Raw genomic sequence first — 23,763 nt, forward strand, 5'->3', positions numbered from 1 at the left:
GTTTATTCGTTAATTAAGGGATTCATCACCACCTCTGAACGTATGATCTCATTCGTTGTTGTAGATAGCAGCTGTAAATTATGAAAAGCCTTTTAAATAATATTAAGTTTTTAAAGTTTTTTACGGGAATAGGTCTGTTTTTTTATTTACTTCTACCTTTTCTTTCTTTTTCTCAAGGTGTCAACAATAACGAATGGATATTTGGGTATTGTAATGATGATAATATCAAAAGAGTAGTGTCATTTGGAAGAGGTTCAGAACCGACTATTCGTGATATTTCAGGTGCATACAATTCAAATAACTCAGCTGTAGCAGTAGATCCGATTACAGGAAATGTGATTTTTTATACAGATGGGGAGTTGATTTACAATGGGGATAACAATATAATGACTGGAGTTGGCAATGGTGTCAATGGCAACAGTGAGGGGAGACAACAAGTAGCAATTGGAACGCTTGATTATGAACCTAATGGAAATAGACTTTTTTATACTTTTTATGTATCAACTACGGGTCAATTGCAATATGCTGTAGTGGATATGAACGCACCAGGTGATGGAGGGGCAGGTTTATTGCCTAATCAGCCACCTTTGGGAGAGGTGATTTCTCCCAATTCTGTAATCGGCCCAGCCGAGGGATCCATCGCTGTCGTGAAATCTGCCCAATCTCCTTCTTATCTGATTAGTTTTACTGGAGGTAGTTTGATTTCAAGAAGAATAGAGGATACTCAAGGTGATTTTACAAATACTGATGATATCAATATCCCGTTCACACCTAAGGCAATCATTTTTAATGAAGATTCTGGTCAGTTGATCCTTATTCCCGAGGGAAATGGAGAGGATTTGATTGTAATTGATTTTGATACAAGCGATGGGACATTTGGAGCAGTTAGTACTATTGCTCAGTCAGGTGGAGATGATCCCATTGAAGGTGTTTCTTATAGTCCTGATGGAGCTTTTATTTATTTTTCAAGAGGTGATCAAATATTAAGAGTCCCTGCTAACGACTTGGATGCAAGTTCAGAGCTGATTCCATTAGAAAATGATGTTTTCAAAATTTATGATTTGAAAATCGGTCCAGATGGAAGGCTTTATTACATCTATGAAGAGGTAGAAGGTGGTCCTCAGCTGCTTGGGAGGGTGGATAATCCTAATGAAGAAGAAATAGAGGGCCTGGAAATAAATGAAGATCCTTTTAATGGAGTTGATTTTTGTGGAAGGATATTCCCTCAATTTGCTCCAAATGCGGATGTAGATGCACAAGTTGACTTTACTTGGCAGCCTGATGAGCCTTGTAGCAATAATCCCGTGCAGCTGACCAGCACAATCACACCAGAAAACTATAGGCCTGTAAGTTTTGAGTGGTCTTTTGAGCCAGAGTTGACAGATGAGGATGGAGATCCTATTGAGATGGATTTCAATCAAGAGCATTTATTGCTACCTGCTGAAGCTACTTCGGGGGAAAGTGTTACAGCGACTTTAGTGGTGACTTTTGCTGATGGAACGACTAGTGAGGTGACTCACACGATTACGCTTTCACCAAATGACCTTCAGGCTAACTTTACACCACAAGATACCACGATATGTGAACCTTGCCTAGACTTGATGCCTTTGCTAGAGGCACAGCAAGGTGGAGGGCAAGATGGCGGTCAGGGCCCAGGGGTTGGTGGGCCAGGAGGTGGAGGAGGAGAATTTGAGTATTTCTGGTCAAATAAGCGAGATGAAGGTTGGGGGCCAGAAGCGTCGAATGAAGTATGTGAGCCAGGGCTTTATTGGGCTTTGGTAAGAGAGCAAGGCTCTACATGTTATGCTTATGCAACTATCCGTGTTAGAATATGGGGGGAAGATGATCAAAGCAATAATATTTGGTATTTCGGCGATGGGGCAGGTATGGATTTCAACCTAGATCCTGATGATCCAGAGGGTCCCATGCCAAGGCCAGTTACTCACCCTCAAAATATTCCAGCAGGTACTACTACTATTTCGGATGAGACCGGGCAAGTACTTTTTTATACTGATGGATCCACAGTATGGGATCTCAATGGAAATGTAATGCAAAATGGGGAAGATATTGGAGGGAGTAGTCAGGCATCAGAAGGGGTCATTGCCGTGCCAGTACCACAAGAAGAAACCATGTTTTACTTATTTACCACTTCCACTGCAGCAGATGGAAGTAGTCAAGTAAAGTATTCTTTAGTAGATATCAAAGCAGAGAATCCCACAGGTGTCGGAAATGTGGTTACTAAGGATAATTTTCTTTTTAGCCCTGCGACACAACATTCTTCAGCTTTAGCAGCAGGAGATACCACTTGGGTTCTTTTTCATGAATTAGGAAACAATACTTTTAGAGCCTACCCTGTAGGAGCATTAGGTATTGGTTCTCCAGTTTTCTCATCTGTAGGTTCTACTCATGGGTTCAACTCTGGCGTAGGAGGCATGAAGTTTAGTCCAGATGGAACAAAAGTAGCTGTGACCATACAAGATGGAGCTTGTAGTAAGGTAGAGCTTTTTGACTTTGATCAAAGTTCGGGTCAGCTCACTGAATATGCATTGCTTGATTTGGGTTGTGATAATGATGAAGTTTATGGAGTGGAATTTTCTAATGATAGTGATAGACTTTTTGTATCCTATACAGGAAATGGAGGTAAGGTTGAAGAATTTATTATCCAATCCCCATCTTCTGAAGATGAAGGCGATGATTGTGGATCATGTCTCGAAAATGCAAGTAGTAGCGCTGAGAGAGCAACTTGTATTTTAGATTCAAGAAATGATTTGGGAATCAACGGGCCTATCGGAGCCATACAGATGGGGCCTTTAGGGGATATTTATGTAGCTAGACCAGGACAACCCTATTTAGGTACAATAAGACCAGGGTCAAACTGTGAACAAAGTACCGGTACTACTGAAGGGTTTGAGTTGCTTCCTGGGACTTCTTCTAATCTTGGATTGCCGTCATTTGTTCAGCAGTCAGGAAGTAGCATTCCCGAGCCCGCGATTAGTGGTCCTGATCAACTTTGTTTGGATCCTGAGACTGGGGCAGAGGGCCTCTTTGAAGGGGCTGGTGAACCAGATATTGATAGCTACTTTTGGACAATTGTCCACGAAGATGGAGAAGTGGAGTTAGATAATTTTGGAGGGCCTGGGGAAGATTTTCAGAATCATACGCATTTCTTTCAAAGGGAAGGGCTATACACAGTTACCTTAGTCGTAGATCGCTGTACTGAGATTGGTTATTACAGTGAAGATAACAGTATTCAGGTGCGAGTGATCGCTCCACCAACGATCACATTGGAAAATGATGTCACCTTGTGTGTTGGGAATCCAGTGACTCTGACAGCAATCGATGGATATGATCCGGCAGAAGGGTTGTATGATTTCGAATGGAGAAATGCGGCTGGCTTTCAGATTGGAGATGAAAACTCTAATAGTATAACCATAGATGAAGAGAGTGTATATACTGTCACAGTTTCATTTAGAAGACCAGAGGGAGGGAATGAGGAAGATGAATTCAATACCTGTCCTGCTTCAAGTGCTGTTTTTGTCGGGCCAGCGTTTGAATTTGAATTGACCCAATCAGCGGAAGAAGTTTGTTATGATGAGTCTCTGGTGATTTTTGCGCCAGATACACCAGTAGCAGGTGAGTGGTTTTATCAGCGAGCAGGTGATCCAGATAGGGTTCAGTTTCCAGTTGGTTTAGCTTTTGAATTGGAGATTGAGCCATCACTTGATTTGCCCTCACCAGGACAATATGAAATTATTTTTGTCACAGAGGACCCAATCGTAGAAGGGTGTTTAGTGGAAAAAGTATTGGAGTTGGAGGTGTTTCCACTACCAAATTTTGATATCGTTATCTTGATACCAGAGACCGAGTGTGGTGTAGATGATGGGAGCTTTGAGATCGAGGCATTAATTGATATGGATATTCTAGAAATTCTAGAAACAGGGGATCAATATCAGAATGTATCAACGGGGGATGTTTTTACTTTGATAGATTTAGCTCCTGGTAACTATACCATCAGAGGTCAGACAGCTTTTGGTTGTGAATATTCTCAGACCGTCACCATAGCAAATGCAAACCCTCCAGCTGAGTTAGAGAATATGACATTGTTATCCACTGATGAGACATGCGGTAATAATGAGATCTTACCTGGCTCAATTACTATTACATTAGAAAACGCACCTTCAGAAAACTATACCTATACCATAACGCGTCAAGGTGATGGGCTGGAGCTGTCTGGAACAATAGAAAGTCAAGTTACTTTGGTGACTGGTCTGGGATATGGAGTGTACGAGGTTCAAGTAGAAGATGAAAATGGCTGTGCAGTACCAGTAGGTTCAGTAGATATAGCAAGGCGTTTTTTGGCTGATTTTAATGTTCCTACTACTATTGTCGCTTGTGAGAGTTTTGAGCTGGAGATCTCTACACAGCAGAATTTGGTTTTTACTGTAACTGATCCATCTGGGGCAACAGTCGCTCCAGATAGTGATGGGATTTACTTGCTAACAGTGTCAGGTGAGTACATTGTGTTTGGTGAAGATCCTTCAGGGGATTCATGTTCAAGAGAGCGCTTTATGAATGTCACAATAAATGATGCTATTCAATTTGAGCTTTCTGACCCACAAGTAGATTGTGTTGATGGGGTGACTTATGAGGCTATACTTACGGGGACAAATGCTTCGGATGTGTTTTTCTTTTGGAGAAATGATGTTGGGGAGGTTGTAGGGAGAAGTCAGACTTTCAGGCCAAGAATGCCAGGTGATTATTCATTGGATGTTCAGCCTAGGGTAGGAAGTAATTGCCCCACACCTGTGATTCCTTTTACTGTAGAGGAGTTTGAAAGCAGTATAGATTATGAGCTAGAGGTATTGCCATTTTGTGCAGAGGATGTTTTTACATTGATATCGATCAATGGCGAATTGGAGAACACGAGTATTTCATGGTTTAGAATTGTAGGTCAAAATAGGTTACAGCTTGCGGAGTTTTCTGATCAAGTAGAAATTACGGTAATCGAAGATGGACTTTATGAGGTGGAAATCCTCAATAATTTCGGTTGTCTTGTTGGGAGAGAACAAATATCTATTAGACAATCAGACTTGGAAGCTCCAGACTTGGAAGCTTCATATACGATTTGTGAATTGGAAAATGTCCTTCAGGAGATTACCCCTGGTCAGTATGAAAACTATGCTTGGTATAAAGATGGAGAGGAGGAACCGCTTTCTCTTGCACCCACTTTTACACCAACCGAAGCTGGCAGCTATAGACTGGTCGTGTTTGATGAGGTAGGATGTGAAGAAGAGGTAAGGTTTGAGGTTGTAGATGATTGTGATATTATCGTTCGCTTCCCAAATGCCATGATCCCTAGTGATCCAAACAAGCAGTTTGTAGTTTATACAAGTGAGTTTGTAGATGAACTTGCTGTGTTTATTTATAACCGTTGGGGTGAGCTTATATTTTATTGTGAGCAGACCAGTCTACCAGGAGATTCTACAACTGGATATTGTCCTTGGGATGGAAAAGTTAATGGAGTTTCAGTGCCAATTGGAACATATCCAGTAGTTGTGAGGTTTAGAAGTAATAATCAGAATGTCACAAAGACACTCAAGGATGCCATTATTGTAATAGAATAGTATTTGGATATGATCACATTGATTTCACCAGCCAAGACGCTGGATTTAAGTTCTTCGGATGTTTCGGTCTATACACAACCTGATTTCCAAAAGGAGACTTTTGAACTTGTCTCTATCATGAAGAAAAAGACTTCTGATGAGATTCGTCAACTCATGGGAGTGAGCGAAAACATAGCTACATTAAATGAAAAGCGGTACAAAGAATTCAAAAAGTCCTTTGATCCTGATAATGCAAAGCAAGCAATTCTTGCATTTAAAGGGGATGTTTATACTAAGATAGATGTAGAGAATTTTAGTAAAGCTGATTTCGAGTTTGCACAACAGCATTTGAGGATTTTGTCTGGGCTCTATGGATTATTGAAACCTATGGACTTGATTCAACCTTATAGGCTTGAGATGGGGATCAAGCTTGAGAATAAAAGAGGGAAGAACCTCTATGAGTTTTGGGGGACGAGAATAGCAAAGGCGATTAATGAGGTAGCTCAAGCAGGGCCAATCGTAAACCTTGCCTCGGTAGAATATTTCAAAGCTGTGGATAAAAAAGCGCTTCAATCAGAGGTGGTGTCACCCACTTTTCAAGAATACAAAAATGGTAAATATCAAGTTGTTGGTTTTTTTGCTAAACAAGCCAGAGGCTTGATGACAGATTTTATCATAAAAAATAGAATCAATGATCCTGAAGGATTAAAAACTTTTAATGAAGCTGGATATGAGCTTCATGGAGATGGCTCGGAATGGAGGTTTGTGAGGTGATTCGAAGGATGAGTTCGATACAAAAAAGCGACTAGTTAATTCTAGTCGCTTTTTTACTATCTATTTCTTGACCTATTCGGCTTTTTCTTTCTTCTGTACTTTGATCTCAAGAGCTTCTCCTTCACCAGGATAGTCTGCAAGGATTACATCGCCTTCAGAAAGCTCACCTTTTAGGATTTCCTCAGCCAAAGCATCTTCAAGGTATTTTTGAATGGCTCTGTTGAGAGGTCTTGCTCCATACTGTTGATCATATCCTTTTTCTGCCAAGAAGTCTTTTGCCTTGTCAGATAACTCGATAGTATAGCCTAAATCGGTAATTCTACTAAACAATTTGCCTAAGCTAATATCAATAATCTGATGAATATGAGATTTTTCAAGCGAGTTGAAAACTACAACATCGTCAAGCCTATTAAGGAACTCTGGACTGAATGCCTTTTTTAATGCACTCTGGATAGTCGATTTCATGATATCATCCAAGTTTTCTTGTTTTGCCTTATTGGCAAAACCAATACCTGCACCGAAATCCTTGAGGTCTCTCACACCGATATTAGAAGTCATGATAATTATTGTATTTCTGAAATCAACTCTTCTTCCAAGTCCATCAGTCAATATACCATCATCCAATACTTGGAGTAAGATATTGAAGACATCAGGGTGTGCTTTTTCGATCTCATCTAGTAAGACAACAGAGTATGGTTTTCTCCTTACTTTTTCGGTAAGCTGTCCACCTTCTTCATAGCCAACATATCCTGGAGGCGCTCCTACGAGCCTTGATACGGAGAATTTCTCCATATACTCGGACATGTCTATTCTGACCAATGAATCTTCCTTGTCAAAGAGGTAAGTCGCTAGCATTTTGGCCAATTCGGTTTTTCCTACTCCAGTTGGACCCAGGAAAATGAAAGATCCAATTGGTTTTTTAGGATCTTTTAGACCTACTCTTGTTCTTTGGATAGCTTTAGTGAGCTTTTTAATTGCATCATCCTGCCCAATGACTTTTCCTTTGAGTTCGTCAGTCATGCTAAGGAGTTTAGCTCCCTCTTTCTGAGCGATTCTCTTGGCTGGAATACCAGTCATCATGGCGATTACTTCTGCAACATTATCTTCCTCTACTTTATATCGCTTAGACTTACTTTCCTCTTCCCATTTCACTTTGGCATTTTCAAGCTGCTCAAGAAGCTTTTTCTCCTTATCTCTAAGTTGAGCTGCTTCTTCATATTTTTGGCTTTTTACCACCCTGTTTTTTTCAATCTTGATTTGCTCAACTTCTTCCTCCAGTTTTAAGATTTCATCTGGTACATGGATATTGTTGATATGTACCCTTGCTCCAGCTTCATCTAAGATGTCAATGGCTTTGTCTGGTAAGAACCTATCAGAGATATATCTGTCTGAAAGCTTGACACAGGCTTCTATCGCTTCAGGAGTATAGATGACGTTATGATGATCTTCGTATTTGTCCTTGATATTATTGAGAATTTGTACTGTCTCTTCAGGAGAAGTCGCATCTACCATCACCATTTGAAATCTTCTGGCAAGTGCACCGTCCTTTTCGATGTACTGTCTGTATTCATCCAGGGTCGTAGCACCTATACATTGGATTTCGCCTCTTGCCAAGGCAGGTTTGAACATGTTGGAGGCATCTAGAGATCCACTAGCACCACCAGCACCCACGATTGTGTGAAGTTCATCAATGAAAAGGATGACATTTGGTGATTTTTCCAACTCGTTCATTACTGCTTTCATACGCTCTTCAAACTGCCCTCTGTATTTCGTGCCAGCTACAAGTGAGGCAAGGTCCAAAGTAACCACTCGCTTGTTGAAAAGCACACGAGAAACTTTTTTCTGAACGATTCTCAAAGCAAGACCTTCAGCTATAGCGGTTTTACCTACACCAGGCTCACCGATGAGGATTGGATTGTTCTTTTTTCTTCTAGATAAAATCTGTGCAACCCTCTCTATTTCTTTTTCTCTTCCGATGATAGGGTCTAACTTATCTTCTTCTGCCATTTTGGTGAGATCTCTTCCGAAGTTATCCAATACTGGGGTTCGAGATTTTTCAGTTCCTGGCTTAGAGGCTCCTTGTGACCCACTCCCCGAAGAACCAAATAGCTTGCTGCTATCCTCATCTGGATCATCAGCTTCAGCTCTTGATCTTGGGTTGGCGTCAGTCTGGAATTCCAACATTTCTTTGACTGCATCGTAGTTTGTGTCAAATTTCTGTAAGATTTGTGTAGCAATATTGTCTTCATCTCTAAGGATAGAAAGCAACAAGTGCTCTGTGCCTATCAATGCACTTTTGAAGATTTTAGCCTCCAGGTAAGTGATTTTTAATACTTTTTCTGATTGCCTTGTCAATGGTATATTGGCAAGGTTTTTCACGTTGTGCGTTGCGGTACCTTTAACGGCACGCTCCACCGAATTCCGAAGTTCGTCAAGTGGAACTCCAAGTTTTTTCAGTATGGAAACAGCCACTCCTTCACCCTCGCGAATCATCCCCAACAAGAGGTGCTCTGTACCTATGTAATCATGACCTAAACGCAAAGCTTCTTCGCGACTTAGGGAGATCACCTCTTTGACTCTGTTTGAAAATTTTGCTTCCATTTATATCCTTTCTAAATGATTTGAAATCTATTCTAATGATACCGATTTTGTTTTAAAAACGCAATCCATTCATATATTGTTCATCGATTTTTTTGTGATTGGTACAGAATGTTTCTTGTTTCTGGTCCCTTGCAAAACAATAAATCGAGGATACTTAAATTAGGTACAAAGTCTAAGCCAAATAGCTGCTGATAGGGTGCTGGGCTGTAGATGCCTCTATCTTCAAACGACTCTTTTGCTTGAATCTTACCTCTTAAGTCCTTAAAATCTCCTAATTCTTCGATATTTGAGAGTAATTGTAATTTTGTCTTACTTTGAATCATCTTAAGACAAACTGTCAGTAAAGCCCTGTTGAAATCTGCTAATAAGTCCCACTTTTCCTCATATATAGGTTCGAAGTAGGGGAAATAGAATTCAAAATATGGTGCTTTTCCGTAGGCACTTTGGATTCCTCTCAAATGCACATTTTTCCATTTTTGACTATGATCAATTCTTATCTGGCTTGATTTGACCTTTTTGTTACCTCCAATCACAGGGATGCTCAAGGTCTCTACTTTGTTTGCAAGCTTTATATGTGTTCGGTTTCTGTATGTTTGTTTCTGATAGTTTTCACTGATATCTAAATATACAACATCTTCATTCTGAATCGCAGTAAAGTATTCTAAAGAAGGTAAGTAAAACAGCTCTGAAATAATTGCCATGGAATAAATATCTGTTTTAGCTTAGATTATCGAATCAAATTCCCCCAAACCTTCTCTTAATACCACGATTTCTTCACCACTACAATCTACAATAGTAGAACCTACATTATTACCATAACCTCCATCGATCACGATATCTACCAAGTTTTCATATTTTTCAAAGATCAATTCAGGATCGGTACTGTACTCGATCACATCATCTTCATCTCTGATAGAGGTGGTCAGTATTGGCTGTCCCAATTCTTTTACCAATAGCCTCGGGATATTGTGATCAGGAACTCTGATACCGACTGTCTTTTTGTTACTATTCAAGATTTTTGGTACTGATGTGTTGGCTTCTAGAATAAATGTAAATGGTCCAGGAAGTGCTTTTTTCATCATCTTGAATACAGGCGTGTTCAGTGCTCTTGTATATTCTGAAATATTGCTCAAATCATAACATATAAACGAGAAATTATGCTTTTTTGGTTTTATCCCTTTGATTTGACAGATGCGTTCTACAGCTCGTTGGTTGTGGATATCACAACCCATTCCATAGACTGTATCAGTGGGATAGATAATTACGGCTCCATTTCTGAGTGCATTTACGATGTAGTCAATTTTTTTGATTTCTGGATTCTCAGGGTATAATTTTATCAATTCAGCAGACATGGTTGGTTTTGGTTTAGTTTTGAAAATATCGACTGGATTAGCTTGAAATATCTTTGATCATATTGTGATTGATCAATTGATTTAAGATTGGTATATCAGCCTCCGACCAGTCAAGGGTGTTCAATTCAGCAGGTCTTAACCATTTCGCTGACCTGTGTTCTTTGAGTTTTATTTCACCATTAATATAGCTACAAATAAATGGAATTAGTTCAATTTCTGCATTTTCTCTGATTTTGTGCTTGTTTGCAGTAAGAATTTCTAAGGTCTCAATATTTAGGTTTAATTCCTCCAATATTTCCCTTTTGATGCAATCTTCCAAGCTTTCAAAGGCTTCTAATTTGCCTCCTGGAAATTCCCATTTAAGAGGATTCGACATGGACTCACTTCTTTGGGCGACAAGGATTTTGCCTTGATGTATGATAATGGCGCAAGTAACTTTTATGGATTGAAACATGAAAATTGGAAAGTTCACTAAACAAAATTCCCTATTTTTGCGCTTTATCAAAGAGAATTAACAAAAAATATGTTTGAAGATAAGAAAACGAAGTACTACCTCATCGGAGTGATCACTTTCTCAGTATTGCTGACATCCTTGTCGTTTTATTTCTATCAGGCATTTTTCAGTCCAAATGCCCTTTTGGAGAAAGATGAGCCATATATGCTACGAATATCGAGTGGGGCAAATTTTCAAGCTGTGTCAGATAGCTTGTATAAAACTGAAGCAATTCATGATATTATAACTTTTAGCTTTGTTTCAAAAGTCCTAGGCTATCAGGATCAAGTGAAGCCTGGTCTTTATAAAATTGAACCTAGAATGAACAATTTGAATTTAGTCAAGTTACTCAGATCAGGCGCTCAAACACCTGTGCGATTGACATTTAACAATATAAGGACAAAGGAGGACTTGGCAGAAAAGATCGCTAAAAACCTAGAAATGGATAAAAGGTCATTTCTTAACCTCTTAGAGGATTCAGTGAATATCAGAAAATTTGGGTTTGAAGCAGAGACAATTATGTCTATGTTCATACCAAATACCTATGAGGTGTGGTGGAACACTAGCCCTGAAAATCTTTTTGACAAGATGCATAAAGAGTATGAGAAGTTTTGGTCGTCAGAAAGAAAGCAAAAAGCCGAAGAGTTAGGCTTGAGTCAAGTGGAAGTGTCTACTTTGGCATCAATTGTACAAGCTGAAACGCAAAAGGCCGATGAGAGACCAAAAGTAGCTGGTGTTTACCTGAATAGACTTAGGCTTAATATGTTGTTGCAGGCAGATCCCACGTTAGTATTTGCGACGGGTGACTTTAGTCTCAAAAGGGTACTGAATGTGCATAAGGAATTAGATAGTCCGTACAATACTTATAAATATGCAGGTTTGCCTCCAGGACCGATCAATTTGCCAGAAATTTCCGCTTTAGATGCAGTTTTGAATTATCAAGATCATGATTACTTGTATTTTTGCGCTAAGGATGACTTTTCAGGATATCATGCTTTTGCAACAAACTTCAATGAACATCTTGTCAATGCAAGAAAGTATCAACAGGCCTTGAATAAAGCAAAAATCTATTAAGATGTTTATCTCAGAAACAAAAGTAAGGGTAAGGTATGCAGAAACTGATCAAATGGGGTATGTGTACTATGGTAATTATGCCATGTATTTTGAAGTGGGTAGGGTAGAGGCACTACGATCAGTTGGCTTTTCATATAAAGAAATGGAAGAAAATGGCGTGATGATGCCTGTGCTAGAGCAAGAGACGAAGTATCTTCGACCAGGTAAATATGACGAGTTACTTACTATCAAAGTAAAAATTCCTCAATTGCCTGGAGTAAGGATTACTTTCGAGTATGAAGTATTTAATGAATCAATGGAGCTGATCACTATAGGTAAAACGATACTGACATTTCTGAAAACCGATTCTCATAGGCCAAGTAGGCCGCCACAATATTTGTTGGATATTTTAAAACCATATTTTTAAATTTAGAACTTTTGGTAAAGAGCAGACTAAGATTATTGTCCTTTAGGCTGATCCGAAAAGCGAAAAAGCTTAGATCGTTTCATTTTGGAAACCCAGACCAAAATGTATATGATGTAGGTAAGATATTTTTGGATCAGATTAGAAAAGATGAAATCATAGAACGTGCAGGTTCCGTGGCATTTAGCTTTACGATAGCAATGTTTCCTTTGTTGTTGTTTTTGTTGAATATGATTCCCTATATCGGTATATTTTTTACCAATGTTACCACACAAAATATCCTTTTGTTCATTGAGGAAATCATCCCTCCAAGCATTTATAGTGAGGCAGAAGCTACATTTTTGGATATTGTCAGCAAGCCAAGGCAAAGTTTGTTGTCTTTGGGTTTTTTCTTAGCATTATTTCTTGCAACCAATGGGGTGATGTCCTTGATGAACGCTTTCAACGCAGTCTATAGAACGAAAGAAAACAGAAAATTTTTTCAGACCAGAATGATAGCTGTAGGGATTATTTTGGTTTTGGTACTGACATTATGTGGCGCAGTGGTGATCATGATTTTGGGAAGCAGCATGCTTTATACAATCTCTGATTGGGAAATCGTTTCGAGTAATGTGTATTATTACCTTTTGGCTTTCTTCAGGTTCTTTGTGTTACTCACCGTATTTATGGTAGCGACTTCATTTATTTTCAGGTTTGCACCAGCAGTGCATGATAAGTGGAGGTTTTTTTCAGCTGGGTCAATTACAGCTGGGTTATTGATTTCACTTGGGTTTTACTTGTTCTCATTTTACCTGAACAATTTCGCAAACTACAACAGGCTATACGGCTCGATAGGGACCATGCTAGCTGTAATGCTGTGGCTTTTTATAACATCCCTGATTATATTAGTATGCTTTGAAATCAATGTGTCGTTAGATAAAGCTGCTAAGCGAAAACTAGTGACAAGGGCATTAAAGAACAACTTGTAAAATCTGTGAGCTTTACCGAATTTGATTGAAAAAATTAGTCTGTCTTTGAATTATGAGAATATGCCAAAAACATTCATTTATTTCTAGCAGTCTTCCATATTCATTTTGGCTATTTGACTGCCTCTTTTGGAAGCTAAAATAAGATCTTGGCAACCAGTGGGGTCTTTTAGAACTTTTTTGCACATTCCTTTTCTTGCAAGTGCATCTACATGATTGGGGTTCTTCTTGAGAAGCTTTTCAAAGTCTTCCAAAGCCCATTGAAATTCTCCAGTAGCCATATTAGCAATGCCTAGATTGTAAAGTGTTACCAAGTTGTCAGGGTCTAATTCCAGTGCCATGTTGAAAGAACCTGCCGCTCCGAATGTATCTCCAATAGCTGATCGTGCCATACCCTGATAAAAGTAAACCCGAGCATCTTTAGGATTTTTCTCTTTGGCATATCCCAAAAACTCATCAGCACTTTTGAAGTTCTTGTTTTGAAGCATCGCACGTCCAAGTAAAAATATTGTTTCAAAATCATCCCCTTCATATTTCGCAGCTTTGAGAAGGTGATTCTCTGCTTGCCTGTAGTCTTCAAGCTTCCAATAAAGCTTGCCTATGCCTGCATGGGCTTGTCCATAATTTGGGTCAATACTCAAAATTCTTTTGTAATCATCATAAGCATCTTCGTATTTCTCTAACTCTTCGTATGCTCTGGCTCGCAAATGGAGTGATTTGATATCAGTCACATTCAAAAATAGGGTCTTAGAGAACTCCGAAATTGCCTGATCATAGTCTCCATTTCTGAAGTGCAACTCCCCTTCTGAGAATGTTCCAAAACAAGATCCAAGGCCTAAAGCCAAGACTATTAGAAATTTAGAAAGATGTCTCATGATATTAGTTTTTTCAAAACTAATAAAATAGCTGATATGATAAAAGTTTTTTATTGCTTTTTAAAAAGTTGTAAATCCAATTGTGACCATAGACTCGTAAATGCCGATAATCAAACAGTAATTTATCATGTTAAAGAGAATTCTAATTGGAACCACATTACTATTAGTTGTTTTGGTTACTACGCTAGCCGTACATATATATGCTGTCACCAGACCTAAACCTGGTGCTATATCGCACTTGGCTTTGACCAGAATAGATTTTGATCAAAGTTTGGATTCACTTCAAGCTGTTCAAATGACGAACTTAGTGAATAAACTTGAAGGGGTACAGGAGGTAAGGGTAAATAAGAACTCAGGGCATGTGATCTGCATGTACAATCATAAAGAGATTTCTCCTAATGATATCGCAGCAATGCTTAAGTCAGAAACATCCATGGTGGCAAGTGTCTATCAACCCTCACAAGAAACATTGGCGCAAAGTTGTCCTGCATTTAATGAAGAATCCCTTACTTATAAACTGGGTGCATTCTTCCAAAAATCTTTTGAAAATTAAACTAAAACCAAACTTTAATGATTATGAAAAATGTGAAATACTGGTTAGCCAGTGCTTTGATTGGAACAATGATTGGGTTCTCTGCATGTAGCAGTGAAGATGAGCCTGATATGGTAGATGAATCTTTCTATGCTGTACAATTAGGTGGAGAGACAAGGGTAGCTGATCCGCAAAACTCGGGTCAGACGATAGAACAAGGGTTCTTGAATTTGAGAACTGTAGTAACCAATACTGTATTGACTATCGCAACAAATGAAGGTGGGAAATATGATGCATTGCAGCCGTACTTCAGTGTGCTTTTGACAGAAGTTGGTAGTGGTACGACTACTGGGTTGAATACTTTGGTTATGGACTTCTCGGAGTTTTTAGCTGAAGCTACAGGAGCTAAAAACTTCACCTATTCAGGATTGGATATGGCAGCTGCCCATGATCCAGATAGAAATCCAAGGATGACTGGAAGGGTAAATAATGCAGATTATGACTTGTTTATTCAGGCTGTAGTGGAAGGAGCTGCTCAAGCTGGTATTACTTCTACTGAAGTTTTAGGGCCAGTTGGACAATTGCTAGAATCTGTAAGACAGCCAATCGTTCAGAGATAATTGCAAATCAATAAAAAGAAAAACCTGTTTGAAATTTCTTCAAACAGGTTTTTTTGTTTTGTATCAAAGCACTCCCTTTGTACTAGGGAGTTGATTCAATGCGGATAGGTCTCTTTTTACAGCCATTTTGATAGCTCTTGCTAAGGCTTTGAAAATAGCTTCTATTTTATGATGTTCATTAGTGCCTTCTGCTTTGATATTCAAGTTACATTTGGCAGTGTCTGAGAATGATTTGAAAAAATGGTAGAACATTTCCGTTGGCATTTCTCCGATTTTTTCTCTTTTGAATTCTGCATCCCATACCATCCAAGGTCTTCCTCCGAAGTCAATAGCGCACTGAGCCAAGACATCATCCATGGGAAGAAGAAAGCCATACCGATAGATACCTTTTTTATCTCCAAGTGCTTTGAGATATGCTTCACCTAATGCCAATGCGGTGTCTTCGATTGTGTGATGTTCATCTATGTGTAAATCTCCTTTTACTTGGATGTCTAGGTCTGTACCACCGTGCTTGCCTAATTGCTCCAGCATGTGATCAAAAAAGTGTAACCCTGTACTGATATTACATTTTCCAGTACCATCTAGGTTCAGACTGATATTGATTGCAGTCTCAGAGGTAGTTCTTTCTACAGATGCAGTCCTTTCAGGTAGTCTGAGGTAATGATAGATATCATCCCAAGACTTGGTACTGAAAGTAGCGTCTTCAAATGAATCTCCTATAAAAATAGATTTTGCGCCAAGGTTTTTTGCTAGTTGAACGTCTGTTTTTCTATCTCCTATCACATACGAGTTAGCCAAATCATAATCGCCATTTTGATATTGCGTAAGCATGCCTATTCCTGGCTTCCGTGTAGGGAGATTTTCATGCTCGAAAGATTTGTCTATATGAACTTGAGAAAAAACGATGCCTTCACCCTGGAGTGTTTTCATCATTTTATTTTGAGCTGGCCAGAAAGTATCTTCTGGAAAGGATGAAGTTCCTAACCCGTCTTGGTTGGTCACCATGACCAGTTCGAAATCACATTCTTCGGCGATTTTTCTCAAGTTTGAGAGCGCGCGTGGGTAAAACTCAAGTTTTTCTAAACTGTCTACTTGAAAATCTACTGGTGGCTCGACAATGATCGTCCCATCCCTATCTATGAAGAGTACTTTTTTCATGCTTGATATTGGTTTAATGCCTGAAGGAAGGCTTTGTTTTCGGTTCTAGTACCAACAGATATTCTGAGGCAATCTGCACATAAGGTGACCTTAGATCTGTCTCTGATGATTATAGTCTGCTCTATTAGGAATTCATAGATTTTTCTTGCTTCTGTCGCTTTGATAAGGATAAAATTCGCATGAGAAGGAAAGACATGAGACACAAAGGGTGACTTGATGATTTCTTGCTCCAGATAGTGACGTTCAGATAAAATATCATTTACGATTTGTTTGATGTCTTTAACGTTATCTAAAGCTTCAAGCACTTTCTCTTGCGTCAATCCTGATATATTGTAAGGTGGTTTTATTAAATTGAGAATTTTGATGATCTCTACTGAGGCGAAAGCCATTCCTATCCTTAAAGATGCCAATCCCCACGCCTTCGAAAATGTCTGCATTACGAGCAGGTTTGGGTAATTTTTTAAATCCTGAATAAAACTTGGTTCATCACTGAAATCAATGTATGCCTCATCTACCACGACAATTCCGTCGAATTGATTTAGGATATGGTATATATCGGCACGATTCAGTTTGTTTCCACTTGGATTGTTAGGAGAGCAGATGAAAACAAGCTTAGTCTTTTCATCCACTTCTGCTAATATTTCTTTTGGTTTGAGTTGGAAATCTTCGGTGAGATTTACCCGCTTTATAAGGATGTCATTGATGCCTGCGCTAACTTCGTACATTCCGTAAGTAGGAGGGAGTATGATGATGTTGTCTACTGACGGTGTACAAAATGCACGCATCAGCAGGTCTATAGCTTCATCCGATCCATTTCCCAAGAATATCTGATTGGCTGGTATTTGCTTTACTTTGGATAATTTTTCCTTGATATCTAGTTGGTAAGGATCTGGGTAGCGGTTGTGGTTTCCTTTGGCCATAGACCCAAATGGATTTTCGTTGGCGTCTAGGAATATTCCAGCTTTGCCAGAATACTCGTCTCTAGCAGAGGAGTATGGTTTGATGCTACTGATGTGAGGTCTAAGTAGCTTTTCTAAATTGAAAGCCATTATTGATTTTCTTTTAGGAAGTTAAGGCGTAAGGTGACAGCATTTTTGTGAGCCTCCAGCAGTTCGTTTTCAGCCATGATTTCAATCGTTGGACCAAGGTTTTGAATTCCTTTGGGGCTGATTTTTTGATAGGTAATCTTTTTTGTGAAGCTATCCAAGGATACACCACTATAGCTTTTGGCGTAGCCATAAGTGGGGAGGGTGTGGTTTGTGCCAGAAGCATAGTCTCCAGCAGACTCTGGTGTGAAGTTACCTATGAATACAGAACCTGCATTGATGATTCTACTAACCACTTCTTCTTCATCATGTTCCTCTACACAGATGATTAAGTGTTCAGGTGCATAAGCATTGATAAGGTCAATGGCCTTGTCTTGGTTAGGCATGATGACAGCGACAGAGTTTGCTAGCGCTTTTTTAGCGATCTCCTTTCTGCTTAATTTTTCAACTTGACTATCTACTTCTTTGATCACTTTTTGAGCAGTTTTTTCTGAGCTAGCTACCAAAATCACTTGCGAATCTACTCCATGCTCAGCTTGAGACAATAAATCCGCTGCCACGAAAGCCGGGATAGCAGACTGGTCAGCGTAAACCAATACTTCTGATGGACCTGCCGGCATGTCAATGGAAACCCCTTTTTTCACTGCGAGCTGCTTTGCAGCAGTTACATATTGGTTTCCAGGACCAAATATTTTGTCCACAGCAGGAACTGTCTCTGTGCCATAAGTCATGGCAGCTATAGCTTGAGCACCACCAACTTTGATTATTTTATCGATTCCTATCAAGTCAGCTGTAAATAATATAGCTGGATGTATACTTCCTTCTTTGTTTGGAGGAGTGCAAAGTACAATTTCTTCACATCCAGCCAAGTTGGCTGGGACTCCGAGCATCAAGACGGTAGAGAAAAGCGGGGCAGTTCCACCAGGAATATAAAGCCCAACCTTTTGGATAGCCACTGATTTTCTCATGCATGTGACACCATCCATAGTTTCCATGGAAACGTCTGGAGTTTGTTGCGCTTTGTGAAACTTCTCTATGTTATCCTTTGCCAATATGATGGCGCTTTTGAGTTCTTCAGAAACCAGCAATTTTGCAGCGGCAATTTCTTCTCTTGAGACTAAGAGTTCTTTGATGGTGACATGATCGTACTCAAGAGCAAATTTCTTGAGTGCTTTATCTCCTTGTCTTTTGACTTTGCGAAGGATGGGTTTTACAATCTTCTCTATGTCTTTGGTCTTTTGAACTGGTCTGGCGAGTGCAGATTTCCATTCAGCTTTTACCGGATTGATTAATGTTTTCATCTTGACTATCGATCAGGTTTTACAAGTGATTTCAATTAAGGTTAAAGGACCATTTTTTCAATGGGAACTACAAGGATACCTTCTGCTCCAGCAGCACGCAAACCTTCAATATTTTCCCAAAACTGATCTTCGCTAATGACAGCATGTACGGATGACCAGCCTTTTTGAGCTAAAGGTAAAATTGTGGGACTTCTCATTCCTGGGATTATGGATACAATCTTGTCAAGAGAATCATTAGGCGCATTGAGGAGTATGTATTTGTTGCTTTTGCCAGTCTGAACGGCATTCATTCTGAAAAGAAGTTTGTCTACAATTGACACCTTTTCTTCGCTAAGATCCTTGTTAGCGATTAGTACAGCTTCAGATTTGAAAATTTCTTCTACTTCCTTGAGCCCATTCATCATCAAGGTGGATCCAGAGCTCACAATGTCACAGATACCTTCAGCCAAACCAATGCTAGGTGCGATCTCTACAGAACCAGAGATTTCGTGGATAGCAGCACTTATTTTTTTTGATTGAAGATAGTCTCCCAATATTTTTGGATAAGAGGTTGCTATGTTTTTTCCTTCAAAATAGTCGATACCTGTATAAGATTCGCTTTTTGGAATAGCCAATGAAAGTCGACATTTCGAAAAGCCTAGTTTTTTTAGGACATTGACATCTTTGTCTTTTTCTACTAACTCATTTTCTCCAACTATACCTAAGTCTGCGACGCCATCAGCCACATAGCCAGGAATATCATCATCTCTTAAAAAAAGGAATTCGATAGGGAAGTTTGTGGAGGTTGATTTTAGCTTGCCTGTGCCATTGTAAAATTTGATGCCACACTCCTTGATAAGGCTTAGTGAATCATCACTCAATCTACCGCTTTTCTGTACGGCTATACGGATAATATTTTCCATGTATGCAATATACGTTTTAGTATTTCAATAAGAATTTTTGATTTGGTAATATGGCTGAATAAATGTGTCATGCAGCCTACCTTGGGCGATATGTAAATAATGTTCCTCCTTAAGAGGAATGGTGGATATGATGAGCAGCCACAGCTTGTGGTGCATTTGAAAAAGAAGTGATATGTAGCGTATTGCTGTTCATTGATGAGTGCAAAGTTAAGAATGCTATTTTAACTTACAACTGTGGTGAAATGTTTTTGAGAATTTTTTGGATAAACAGAATTTAATCTATCTTAATGGTTAGAAAAACAAACTTAGCCAGCCACACAGACATCCAACAATGGCTCCAACCAGCAATTCCTCTTGGCTGTGTCTTCCTAAATACCACCTAGACCATCCTATCAAGAAAACAAATGCCAATAATGAACCACCATAGAGCCAAGAAATGCTAAGGATTTTTGCCAAAATAAACATCGCTATGGCCATATGCAAAGAGGCTTTGAGGCTTTCGTTGACCAAAGCCATGATGAACAGCATCAAGGTGAAAAAGAAAGTAGTGACAAGGACTACTTTGGGTAGCTCAAGAAAGTAAAAGGTTCCAAAACAAATGACAAATAGCATTATGCTAAATGGGTAGAAACCTTTCCTTTGCTCTTTATCAGATACATCGAAGTTTGAGTATTGACCTTTCTTAGATTTGATCCAATTGTGTATGGTAATCGGTGCTGTGATGAGACAGATGACTGTAGCTGAAATGACGATCGCTATCTTAGGATCAAGTTCTCGAATAGAAATTAGGATGACATACAAGGTGCCTAACAAAAGTGGATGTCCAATGATAGAAACCAAAAATGCAATTTTTCTAAGCTTATTATTCATTATCTCTATGTTGATTCGAGCAAGAGCTCAATCTTTAAACATTTCAAAGATAAGCGCTTTGTATTTCATCTCTTGAGGATAAGTGAAAGTTTTTCAAATCAAATGATCCAAAACACATCTTTTACTCGTATTTAATTTTCGAACAAGTTACCTCTTACACAAGAAGGTAAACAGGTTTAGTTTGTGGTTCAATTTTTCAGTAAAAAGGTGGTCAGTTTTGATCACCTTTTTCTCCCACACTTTCAGTTTTTGTCCAGATGGCACTAGTCATCATTTCATAGGCAAGATCTGATGGGTGAATTCCGTCTTTTGAAAAAAAATCAGGGTTCGCTTGAAGAGGAAGATTGATCACATGCAGGTTAGGGTGGTGTTTTTCGATTTGTTGCAATTGACGGGTTAAAAGATTGCGCTGGTTTTTAAGGAAGAACCTCATCAATTTTGGGATTGCGGGGAATTCGTGTACTGGAGGTATCGAACAGATGTAAACATATTCTGCATTCATTTCAGTTATAAAAATATTGATCCCTGACAAAAATGTGTTGGGGTTAGTAAAAGCAAAACAGTCATTAGCCCCTATCAATATGACGGTTGTCTTGTAATTGATTGGTAATTTTGCATTGTTTTTTTGCTTGAAATTAGTAAGGTAAGCTGCTTTTAAACCTACCTTGCCAATATTGTATATGTTATATTTGTTCGCTTGTACTTTGAGGATATTTCCAAAAATGGTGTCTTGAACTGAACTTGCACCTACTCCAGCTACCGTAGATTCACCTATGATGAGCACATTCTCTTTTCCTTTACTTATGATTTCGGATTGAAACTCACTCCAAGGTTTTAGCTTCGGTATAGATTTAATCAATCTTTTACCTTTGATCATTAGAAATGGTAAAAAAGGAGTCATGTAAATTAATCCCAAAAAATAAAGAAGTCTAGTTGAGAAAAGTGTTTTCATCTTATCCAATGAGCGTGAATTTTAGCCTCCTGATTTCTTAGCTTTATAACCTGCTTCTAGCAAAATAGACAATACTTTGTCTCTATGATCTCCTTGTATCAATATTTCACCATCTTTTGCACTACCGCCCACACCACATTTGTTTTTGAGTAATTTACCTAACGCTTTAAGATCATCTTCAGAACCTTGAAAACCATCCACCAGCGTAACTTGCTTACCTCCTCTGGCTTTTTTGTCAAGCATTACTTTTAAGTTTTGCTTTTGAGGAGGTAATGTCTCCGAGTTTTCATCTTCTCCAAAGTCAAATTCAAAGTCATCACTTGTAGAGTACACTACTCCGTCTCTTTTTTTCCAATCGTTATTTTTCTTTTTTGCCATCTCCTTATTTTACTTTGAATGTCCAAACTGGGCGCTTGGCATGGTTCACTACATCTTCTGCTATACTACCACCCAACAAATGAAGAAAACCTGTACGACCATGTGTAGCCATAGCTATCATGTCGGCATCTATATCTTCTGCATAATCTCTGATTCCCTCTTCTTCAGACCCGCTGTTATAAATAGAGAAGTGAGCATTTTCAAATTGATGGTCTTTGATAAATGCTTCCATACTTTTGGTGGAAATCCTGCTGTTTTCGAATAGGCTAGGGGTATTAATTTTTACCAAAAAAAGCTCCGCTCCCAAAGTACTTTGTAATGTTTTTAACTTATTGACAAGCTTGATAGAATTATCATTGAAATCACTTGCGAATACTATTCTTTTTATATCATCAGTTGAGACCTGGTCTTTGATTGTAATGACAGGACATTTTGCGTTTCTCACTACTTTCTCAGTATTGCTTCCTATGAGAAGTTCTTCTATTCCGCTACTTCCCTTGGAGCCCATTACGATGAGGTTTGCATCGAAATCAACCACTTCTTTAGTGATGCCTGCATAGGGGTTTCCAAAAATTAGTTTTGTTGAAAATTTATATCCTTCAGCATTTGTTTTTGCTTCAATCTCTGCCAATTGTTGTTTGCGTTTTTCTACTAATTCCAAAACATAAATCTGGTCTATTTCTGGGCCAGCATCTACTGTTCCCATGGTATTCATGGATGTCATGGTTGGAGTTTCTAACACATGTAAAAGCTTCAGGTGAGCAGCTTTCTTTTTGGCAAGCCCTTTGGCAAATTCAAAGGCATTTTCAGCTTGTTCTGAAAAATCAAAAGGAACGAGTATGGTTTTCATGGTGATTGCTTTGGTTTAGGTTCAGGAAATTACAAAAATTATGCAAATCTTGATAAACCTATGCTAGATTAATTGAAAAAATACCAACCAGCACCGAAGCTCAATGTCCAAAACAAAGTTGAAATTGCCATTTTTTTCAAAAAAGGATCAATCATCGGAGCATCTTTTCCTCGTGCCACTCCGATACCAATTTTAAGCATCATTGGTAAGGTGATCAAAGGAAGTAAAGCCCATGGGGACTTGCTAATTATTGCATAACAGATAATAAGGATGTTGCCTCCTATTATCAAAAACCAGTTGTATGCTACTGCTGAATGCTTGCCAATGCGTACAGGAATTGATTTTTTTCCAGCTAAGGTGTCTGAATCTATGTCACGAATATTGTTGATATTCAGTACAGCTGTACTGAATAGGCCAAGAGATATAGCAGGGATGAAGTTGATCCAGTCAAAGCTCAGTGTGTGTAAGAAGTAAGTTCCTGACACACCTAGCAAGCCAAAGAAGATAAATACGGATAAGTCACCGAGGCCTGCGTATCCGTAGGGTTTTTTACCAGAGGTGTAAGTGATGGCCGCTACGATAGCCAGCACCCCCAAACCTAGAAACAATAAGAAAAGCGTCCAGTCATGGAGGCTGTAATAGAGTAAGGTCAGTCCACTTGCCAAAGAAAAAATTGCGAGCAAAATCATTGCTCTTTTCATTTCAGGTAGGCTTATGATTCCCGACTGTACAGCCCTAATGGGGCCTTGCCTTGATTGGCTATCGGCTCCATGGATGCTGTCTCCGTAATCATTTGCTAAGTTGGAAAGTACTTGTAGAAAGATGGTCGTTAAGGCTGCAAGTAAGAATACTTCAATCTTGAATTGTTCTTGCACCGCAGCCAATATAGACCCCATCAATATACTGGATAAAGCTAAAGGCAATGTTCTAAGCCTTATAGCGTGAAGCCAGGCTTGTTTTTTACTCCCAAGAGTAGTTTCCACTATGATCTGTTTTTTACTGAAATAATACTAG

21 protein-coding genes are annotated in these 23,763 nt (G+C 39.0%); 7 read left to right on the forward strand and 14 right to left on the reverse strand.

Going from position 1 to position 23,763, the window contains the following annotated elements; all coding sequences use genetic code 11:
• Positions 1-80 precede the first annotated feature (80 nt).
• Positions 81-5,624, forward strand: coding sequence for a gliding motility-associated C-terminal domain-containing protein (locus MM239_RS02280; RefSeq protein ID WP_241346252.1), 5,544 nt, complete (start codon positions 81-83; stop codon positions 5,622-5,624).
• 9 nt (positions 5,625-5,633) lie between these two features.
• Positions 5,634-6,377 carry a peroxide stress protein YaaA gene (yaaA, locus tag MM239_RS02285; protein ID WP_241346254.1) on the forward strand — a complete coding sequence of 248 codons (744 nt, stop codon included), beginning with the start codon at positions 5,634-5,636 and terminating at the stop codon, positions 6,375-6,377.
• 72 nt (positions 6,378-6,449) lie between these two features.
• Here the strand turns inward: yaaA and MM239_RS02290 are convergent, their stop codons facing one another.
• The 4 genes from MM239_RS02290 to MM239_RS02305 form a co-directional block, all read right to left on the reverse strand.
• Positions 6,450-8,978, reverse strand: a complete 2,529-nt coding sequence (locus tag MM239_RS02290) for an ATP-dependent Clp protease ATP-binding subunit (protein WP_241346256.1) — start codon at positions 8,976-8,978, stop codon at positions 6,450-6,452.
• Between the two features lie 80 nt (positions 8,979-9,058).
• Positions 9,059-9,679, reverse strand: coding sequence for a WbqC family protein (locus tag MM239_RS02295; protein WP_241346258.1), 621 nt, complete (start codon positions 9,677-9,679; stop codon positions 9,059-9,061).
• A gap of 21 nt (positions 9,680-9,700) precedes the next feature.
• Entirely contained in the window at positions 9,701-10,330 is a 630-nt protein-coding gene (locus MM239_RS02300) for an L-threonylcarbamoyladenylate synthase (RefSeq protein ID WP_241346260.1), read from the reverse strand.
• Positions 10,331-10,367: 37 nt separating this feature from the next.
• Positions 10,368-10,784 carry a (deoxy)nucleoside triphosphate pyrophosphohydrolase gene (locus MM239_RS02305; protein WP_241346262.1) on the reverse strand — a complete coding sequence of 139 codons (417 nt, stop codon included), beginning with the start codon at positions 10,782-10,784 and terminating at the stop codon, positions 10,368-10,370.
• A 69-nt stretch (positions 10,785-10,853) separates the two neighbouring features.
• On the opposite strand from MM239_RS02305, the gene mltG reads away from it, so the two are divergent.
• Genes mltG through MM239_RS02320 form a run of 3 tightly spaced genes read left to right on the forward strand, consistent with a single transcriptional unit; the run spans position 10,854 to position 13,268 of the window.
• Positions 10,854-11,897 carry an endolytic transglycosylase MltG gene (mltG, locus tag MM239_RS02310; protein WP_241346264.1) on the forward strand — a complete coding sequence of 348 codons (1,044 nt, stop codon included), beginning with the start codon at positions 10,854-10,856 and terminating at the stop codon, positions 11,895-11,897.
• 1 nt (position 11,898) lies between these two features.
• A complete protein-coding gene (locus MM239_RS02315; RefSeq protein WP_241346266.1) occupies positions 11,899-12,303 on the forward strand; it encodes an acyl-CoA thioesterase in 405 nt (134 codons plus the stop codon).
• Between the two features lie 11 nt (positions 12,304-12,314).
• A complete protein-coding gene (locus tag MM239_RS02320; protein WP_241346268.1) occupies positions 12,315-13,268 on the forward strand; it encodes a YihY/virulence factor BrkB family protein in 954 nt (317 codons plus the stop codon).
• An 83-nt stretch (positions 13,269-13,351) separates the two neighbouring features.
• Here the strand turns inward: MM239_RS02320 and MM239_RS02325 are convergent, their stop codons facing one another.
• Positions 13,352-14,140: a tetratricopeptide repeat protein gene (locus MM239_RS02325; RefSeq protein WP_241346270.1), complete on the reverse strand. Its 789-nt coding sequence runs from the start codon at positions 14,138-14,140 to the stop codon at positions 13,352-13,354.
• Positions 14,141-14,267: 127 nt separating this feature from the next.
• Here MM239_RS02325 and MM239_RS02330 point away from each other — a divergent pair, with 127 nt between their 5' ends.
• A complete protein-coding gene (locus MM239_RS02330) occupies positions 14,268-14,693 on the forward strand; it encodes a heavy-metal-associated domain-containing protein (RefSeq protein ID WP_241346272.1) in 426 nt (141 codons plus the stop codon).
• A gap of 23 nt (positions 14,694-14,716) precedes the next feature.
• Positions 14,717-15,292, forward strand: a complete 576-nt coding sequence (locus tag MM239_RS02335; protein WP_241346274.1) for a globin family protein — start codon at positions 14,717-14,719, stop codon at positions 15,290-15,292.
• A gap of 63 nt (positions 15,293-15,355) precedes the next feature.
• On the opposite strand, the gene hisB is transcribed toward MM239_RS02335, so the two are convergent.
• The 9 genes from hisB to MM239_RS02380 form a co-directional block, all read right to left on the reverse strand.
• Entirely contained in the window at positions 15,356-16,450 is a 1,095-nt protein-coding gene (gene hisB / locus MM239_RS02340) for a bifunctional histidinol-phosphatase/imidazoleglycerol-phosphate dehydratase HisB (protein WP_241346275.1), read from the reverse strand.
• The gene (gene hisC / locus MM239_RS02345) at positions 16,447-17,499 is read right to left on the reverse strand and encodes a histidinol-phosphate transaminase (RefSeq protein WP_241346276.1); all 1,053 of its coding nucleotides are present in this window, start codon (positions 17,497-17,499) and stop codon (positions 16,447-16,449) included. The genes hisB and hisC overlap by 4 nt, the downstream gene beginning before the upstream one ends.
• On the reverse strand, positions 17,499-18,797 hold the full coding sequence (hisD, locus tag MM239_RS02350; RefSeq protein ID WP_241346277.1) for a histidinol dehydrogenase: 1,299 nt from the start codon (positions 18,795-18,797) through the stop codon (positions 17,499-17,501). Before hisD ends, hisC begins: the two co-directional genes overlap by 1 nt.
• 41 nt (positions 18,798-18,838) lie before the next feature.
• Positions 18,839-19,699, reverse strand: a complete 861-nt coding sequence (gene hisG / locus MM239_RS02355) for an ATP phosphoribosyltransferase (protein WP_241346278.1) — start codon at positions 19,697-19,699, stop codon at positions 18,839-18,841.
• Positions 19,700-19,990: 291 nt separating this feature from the next.
• Positions 19,991-20,569: a phosphatase PAP2 family protein gene (locus MM239_RS02360; RefSeq protein ID WP_241346279.1), complete on the reverse strand. Its 579-nt coding sequence runs from the start codon at positions 20,567-20,569 to the stop codon at positions 19,991-19,993.
• A gap of 211 nt (positions 20,570-20,780) precedes the next feature.
• The gene (locus MM239_RS02365; protein ID WP_241346280.1) at positions 20,781-21,470 is read right to left on the reverse strand and encodes an SGNH/GDSL hydrolase family protein; all 690 of its coding nucleotides are present in this window, start codon (positions 21,468-21,470) and stop codon (positions 20,781-20,783) included.
• 72 nt (positions 21,471-21,542) lie between these two features.
• Positions 21,543-21,899 (reverse strand): translation initiation factor, encoded by a 357-nt coding sequence (locus tag MM239_RS02370; RefSeq protein ID WP_241346281.1) that lies wholly within the window; start codon positions 21,897-21,899, stop codon positions 21,543-21,545.
• A gap of 4 nt (positions 21,900-21,903) precedes the next feature.
• Positions 21,904-22,749: a universal stress protein gene (locus MM239_RS02375; RefSeq protein ID WP_241346283.1), complete on the reverse strand. Its 846-nt coding sequence runs from the start codon at positions 22,747-22,749 to the stop codon at positions 21,904-21,906.
• A 68-nt stretch (positions 22,750-22,817) separates the two neighbouring features.
• Positions 22,818-23,732 carry a 1,4-dihydroxy-2-naphthoate polyprenyltransferase gene (locus tag MM239_RS02380; protein ID WP_241346285.1) on the reverse strand — a complete coding sequence of 305 codons (915 nt, stop codon included), beginning with the start codon at positions 23,730-23,732 and terminating at the stop codon, positions 22,818-22,820.
• Positions 23,733-23,763: the final 31 nt, after the last annotated feature.

This window comes from Belliella filtrata (genome assembly GCF_022549775.1).
Lineage (GTDB): Bacteria > Bacteroidota > Bacteroidia > Cytophagales > Cyclobacteriaceae > Belliella > Belliella filtrata.

Coding starts and splice junctions, on each gene's coding strand:
- MM239_RS02280 (WP_241346252.1), top strand. CDS start 81: ATGAAAAGCCTTTTAAATAATATTAAGTTTTTAAAGTTTTTTACGGGA.
- mltG (WP_241346264.1), top strand. CDS start 10,854: ATGTTTGAAGATAAGAAAACGAAGTACTACCTCATCGGAGTGATCACT.
- MM239_RS02305 (WP_241346262.1), bottom strand. CDS start 10,784: ATGTTTCAATCCATAAAAGTTACTTGCGCCATTATCATACATCAAGGC.
- MM239_RS02330 (WP_241346272.1), top strand. CDS start 14,268: ATGTTAAAGAGAATTCTAATTGGAACCACATTACTATTAGTTGTTTTG.
- MM239_RS02295 (WP_241346258.1), bottom strand. CDS start 9,679: ATGGCAATTATTTCAGAGCTGTTTTACTTACCTTCTTTAGAATACTTT.
- MM239_RS02365 (WP_241346280.1), bottom strand. CDS start 21,470: ATGACTCCTTTTTTACCATTTCTAATGATCAAAGGTAAAAGATTGATT.
- hisG (WP_241346278.1), bottom strand. CDS start 19,699: ATGGAAAATATTATCCGTATAGCCGTACAGAAAAGCGGTAGATTGAGT.
- MM239_RS02315 (WP_241346266.1), top strand. CDS start 11,899: ATGTTTATCTCAGAAACAAAAGTAAGGGTAAGGTATGCAGAAACTGAT.
- hisB (WP_241346275.1), bottom strand. CDS start 16,450: ATGAAAAAAGTACTCTTCATAGATAGGGATGGGACGATCATTGTCGAG.
- yaaA (WP_241346254.1), top strand. CDS start 5,634: ATGATCACATTGATTTCACCAGCCAAGACGCTGGATTTAAGTTCTTCG.
- MM239_RS02290 (WP_241346256.1), bottom strand. CDS start 8,978: ATGGAAGCAAAATTTTCAAACAGAGTCAAAGAGGTGATCTCCCTAAGT.
- MM239_RS02325 (WP_241346270.1), bottom strand. CDS start 14,140: ATGAGACATCTTTCTAAATTTCTAATAGTCTTGGCTTTAGGCCTTGGA.
- hisC (WP_241346276.1), bottom strand. CDS start 17,499: ATGGCTTTCAATTTAGAAAAGCTACTTAGACCTCACATCAGTAGCATC.
- MM239_RS02300 (WP_241346260.1), bottom strand. CDS start 10,330: ATGTCTGCTGAATTGATAAAATTATACCCTGAGAATCCAGAAATCAAA.
- MM239_RS02375 (WP_241346283.1), bottom strand. CDS start 22,749: ATGAAAACCATACTCGTTCCTTTTGATTTTTCAGAACAAGCTGAAAAT.
- MM239_RS02360 (WP_241346279.1), bottom strand. CDS start 20,569: ATGAATAATAAGCTTAGAAAAATTGCATTTTTGGTTTCTATCATTGGA.
- MM239_RS02335 (WP_241346274.1), top strand. CDS start 14,717: ATGAAAAATGTGAAATACTGGTTAGCCAGTGCTTTGATTGGAACAATG.
- MM239_RS02370 (WP_241346281.1), bottom strand. CDS start 21,899: ATGGCAAAAAAGAAAAATAACGATTGGAAAAAAAGAGACGGAGTAGTG.
- hisD (WP_241346277.1), bottom strand. CDS start 18,797: ATGAAAACATTAATCAATCCGGTAAAAGCTGAATGGAAATCTGCACTC.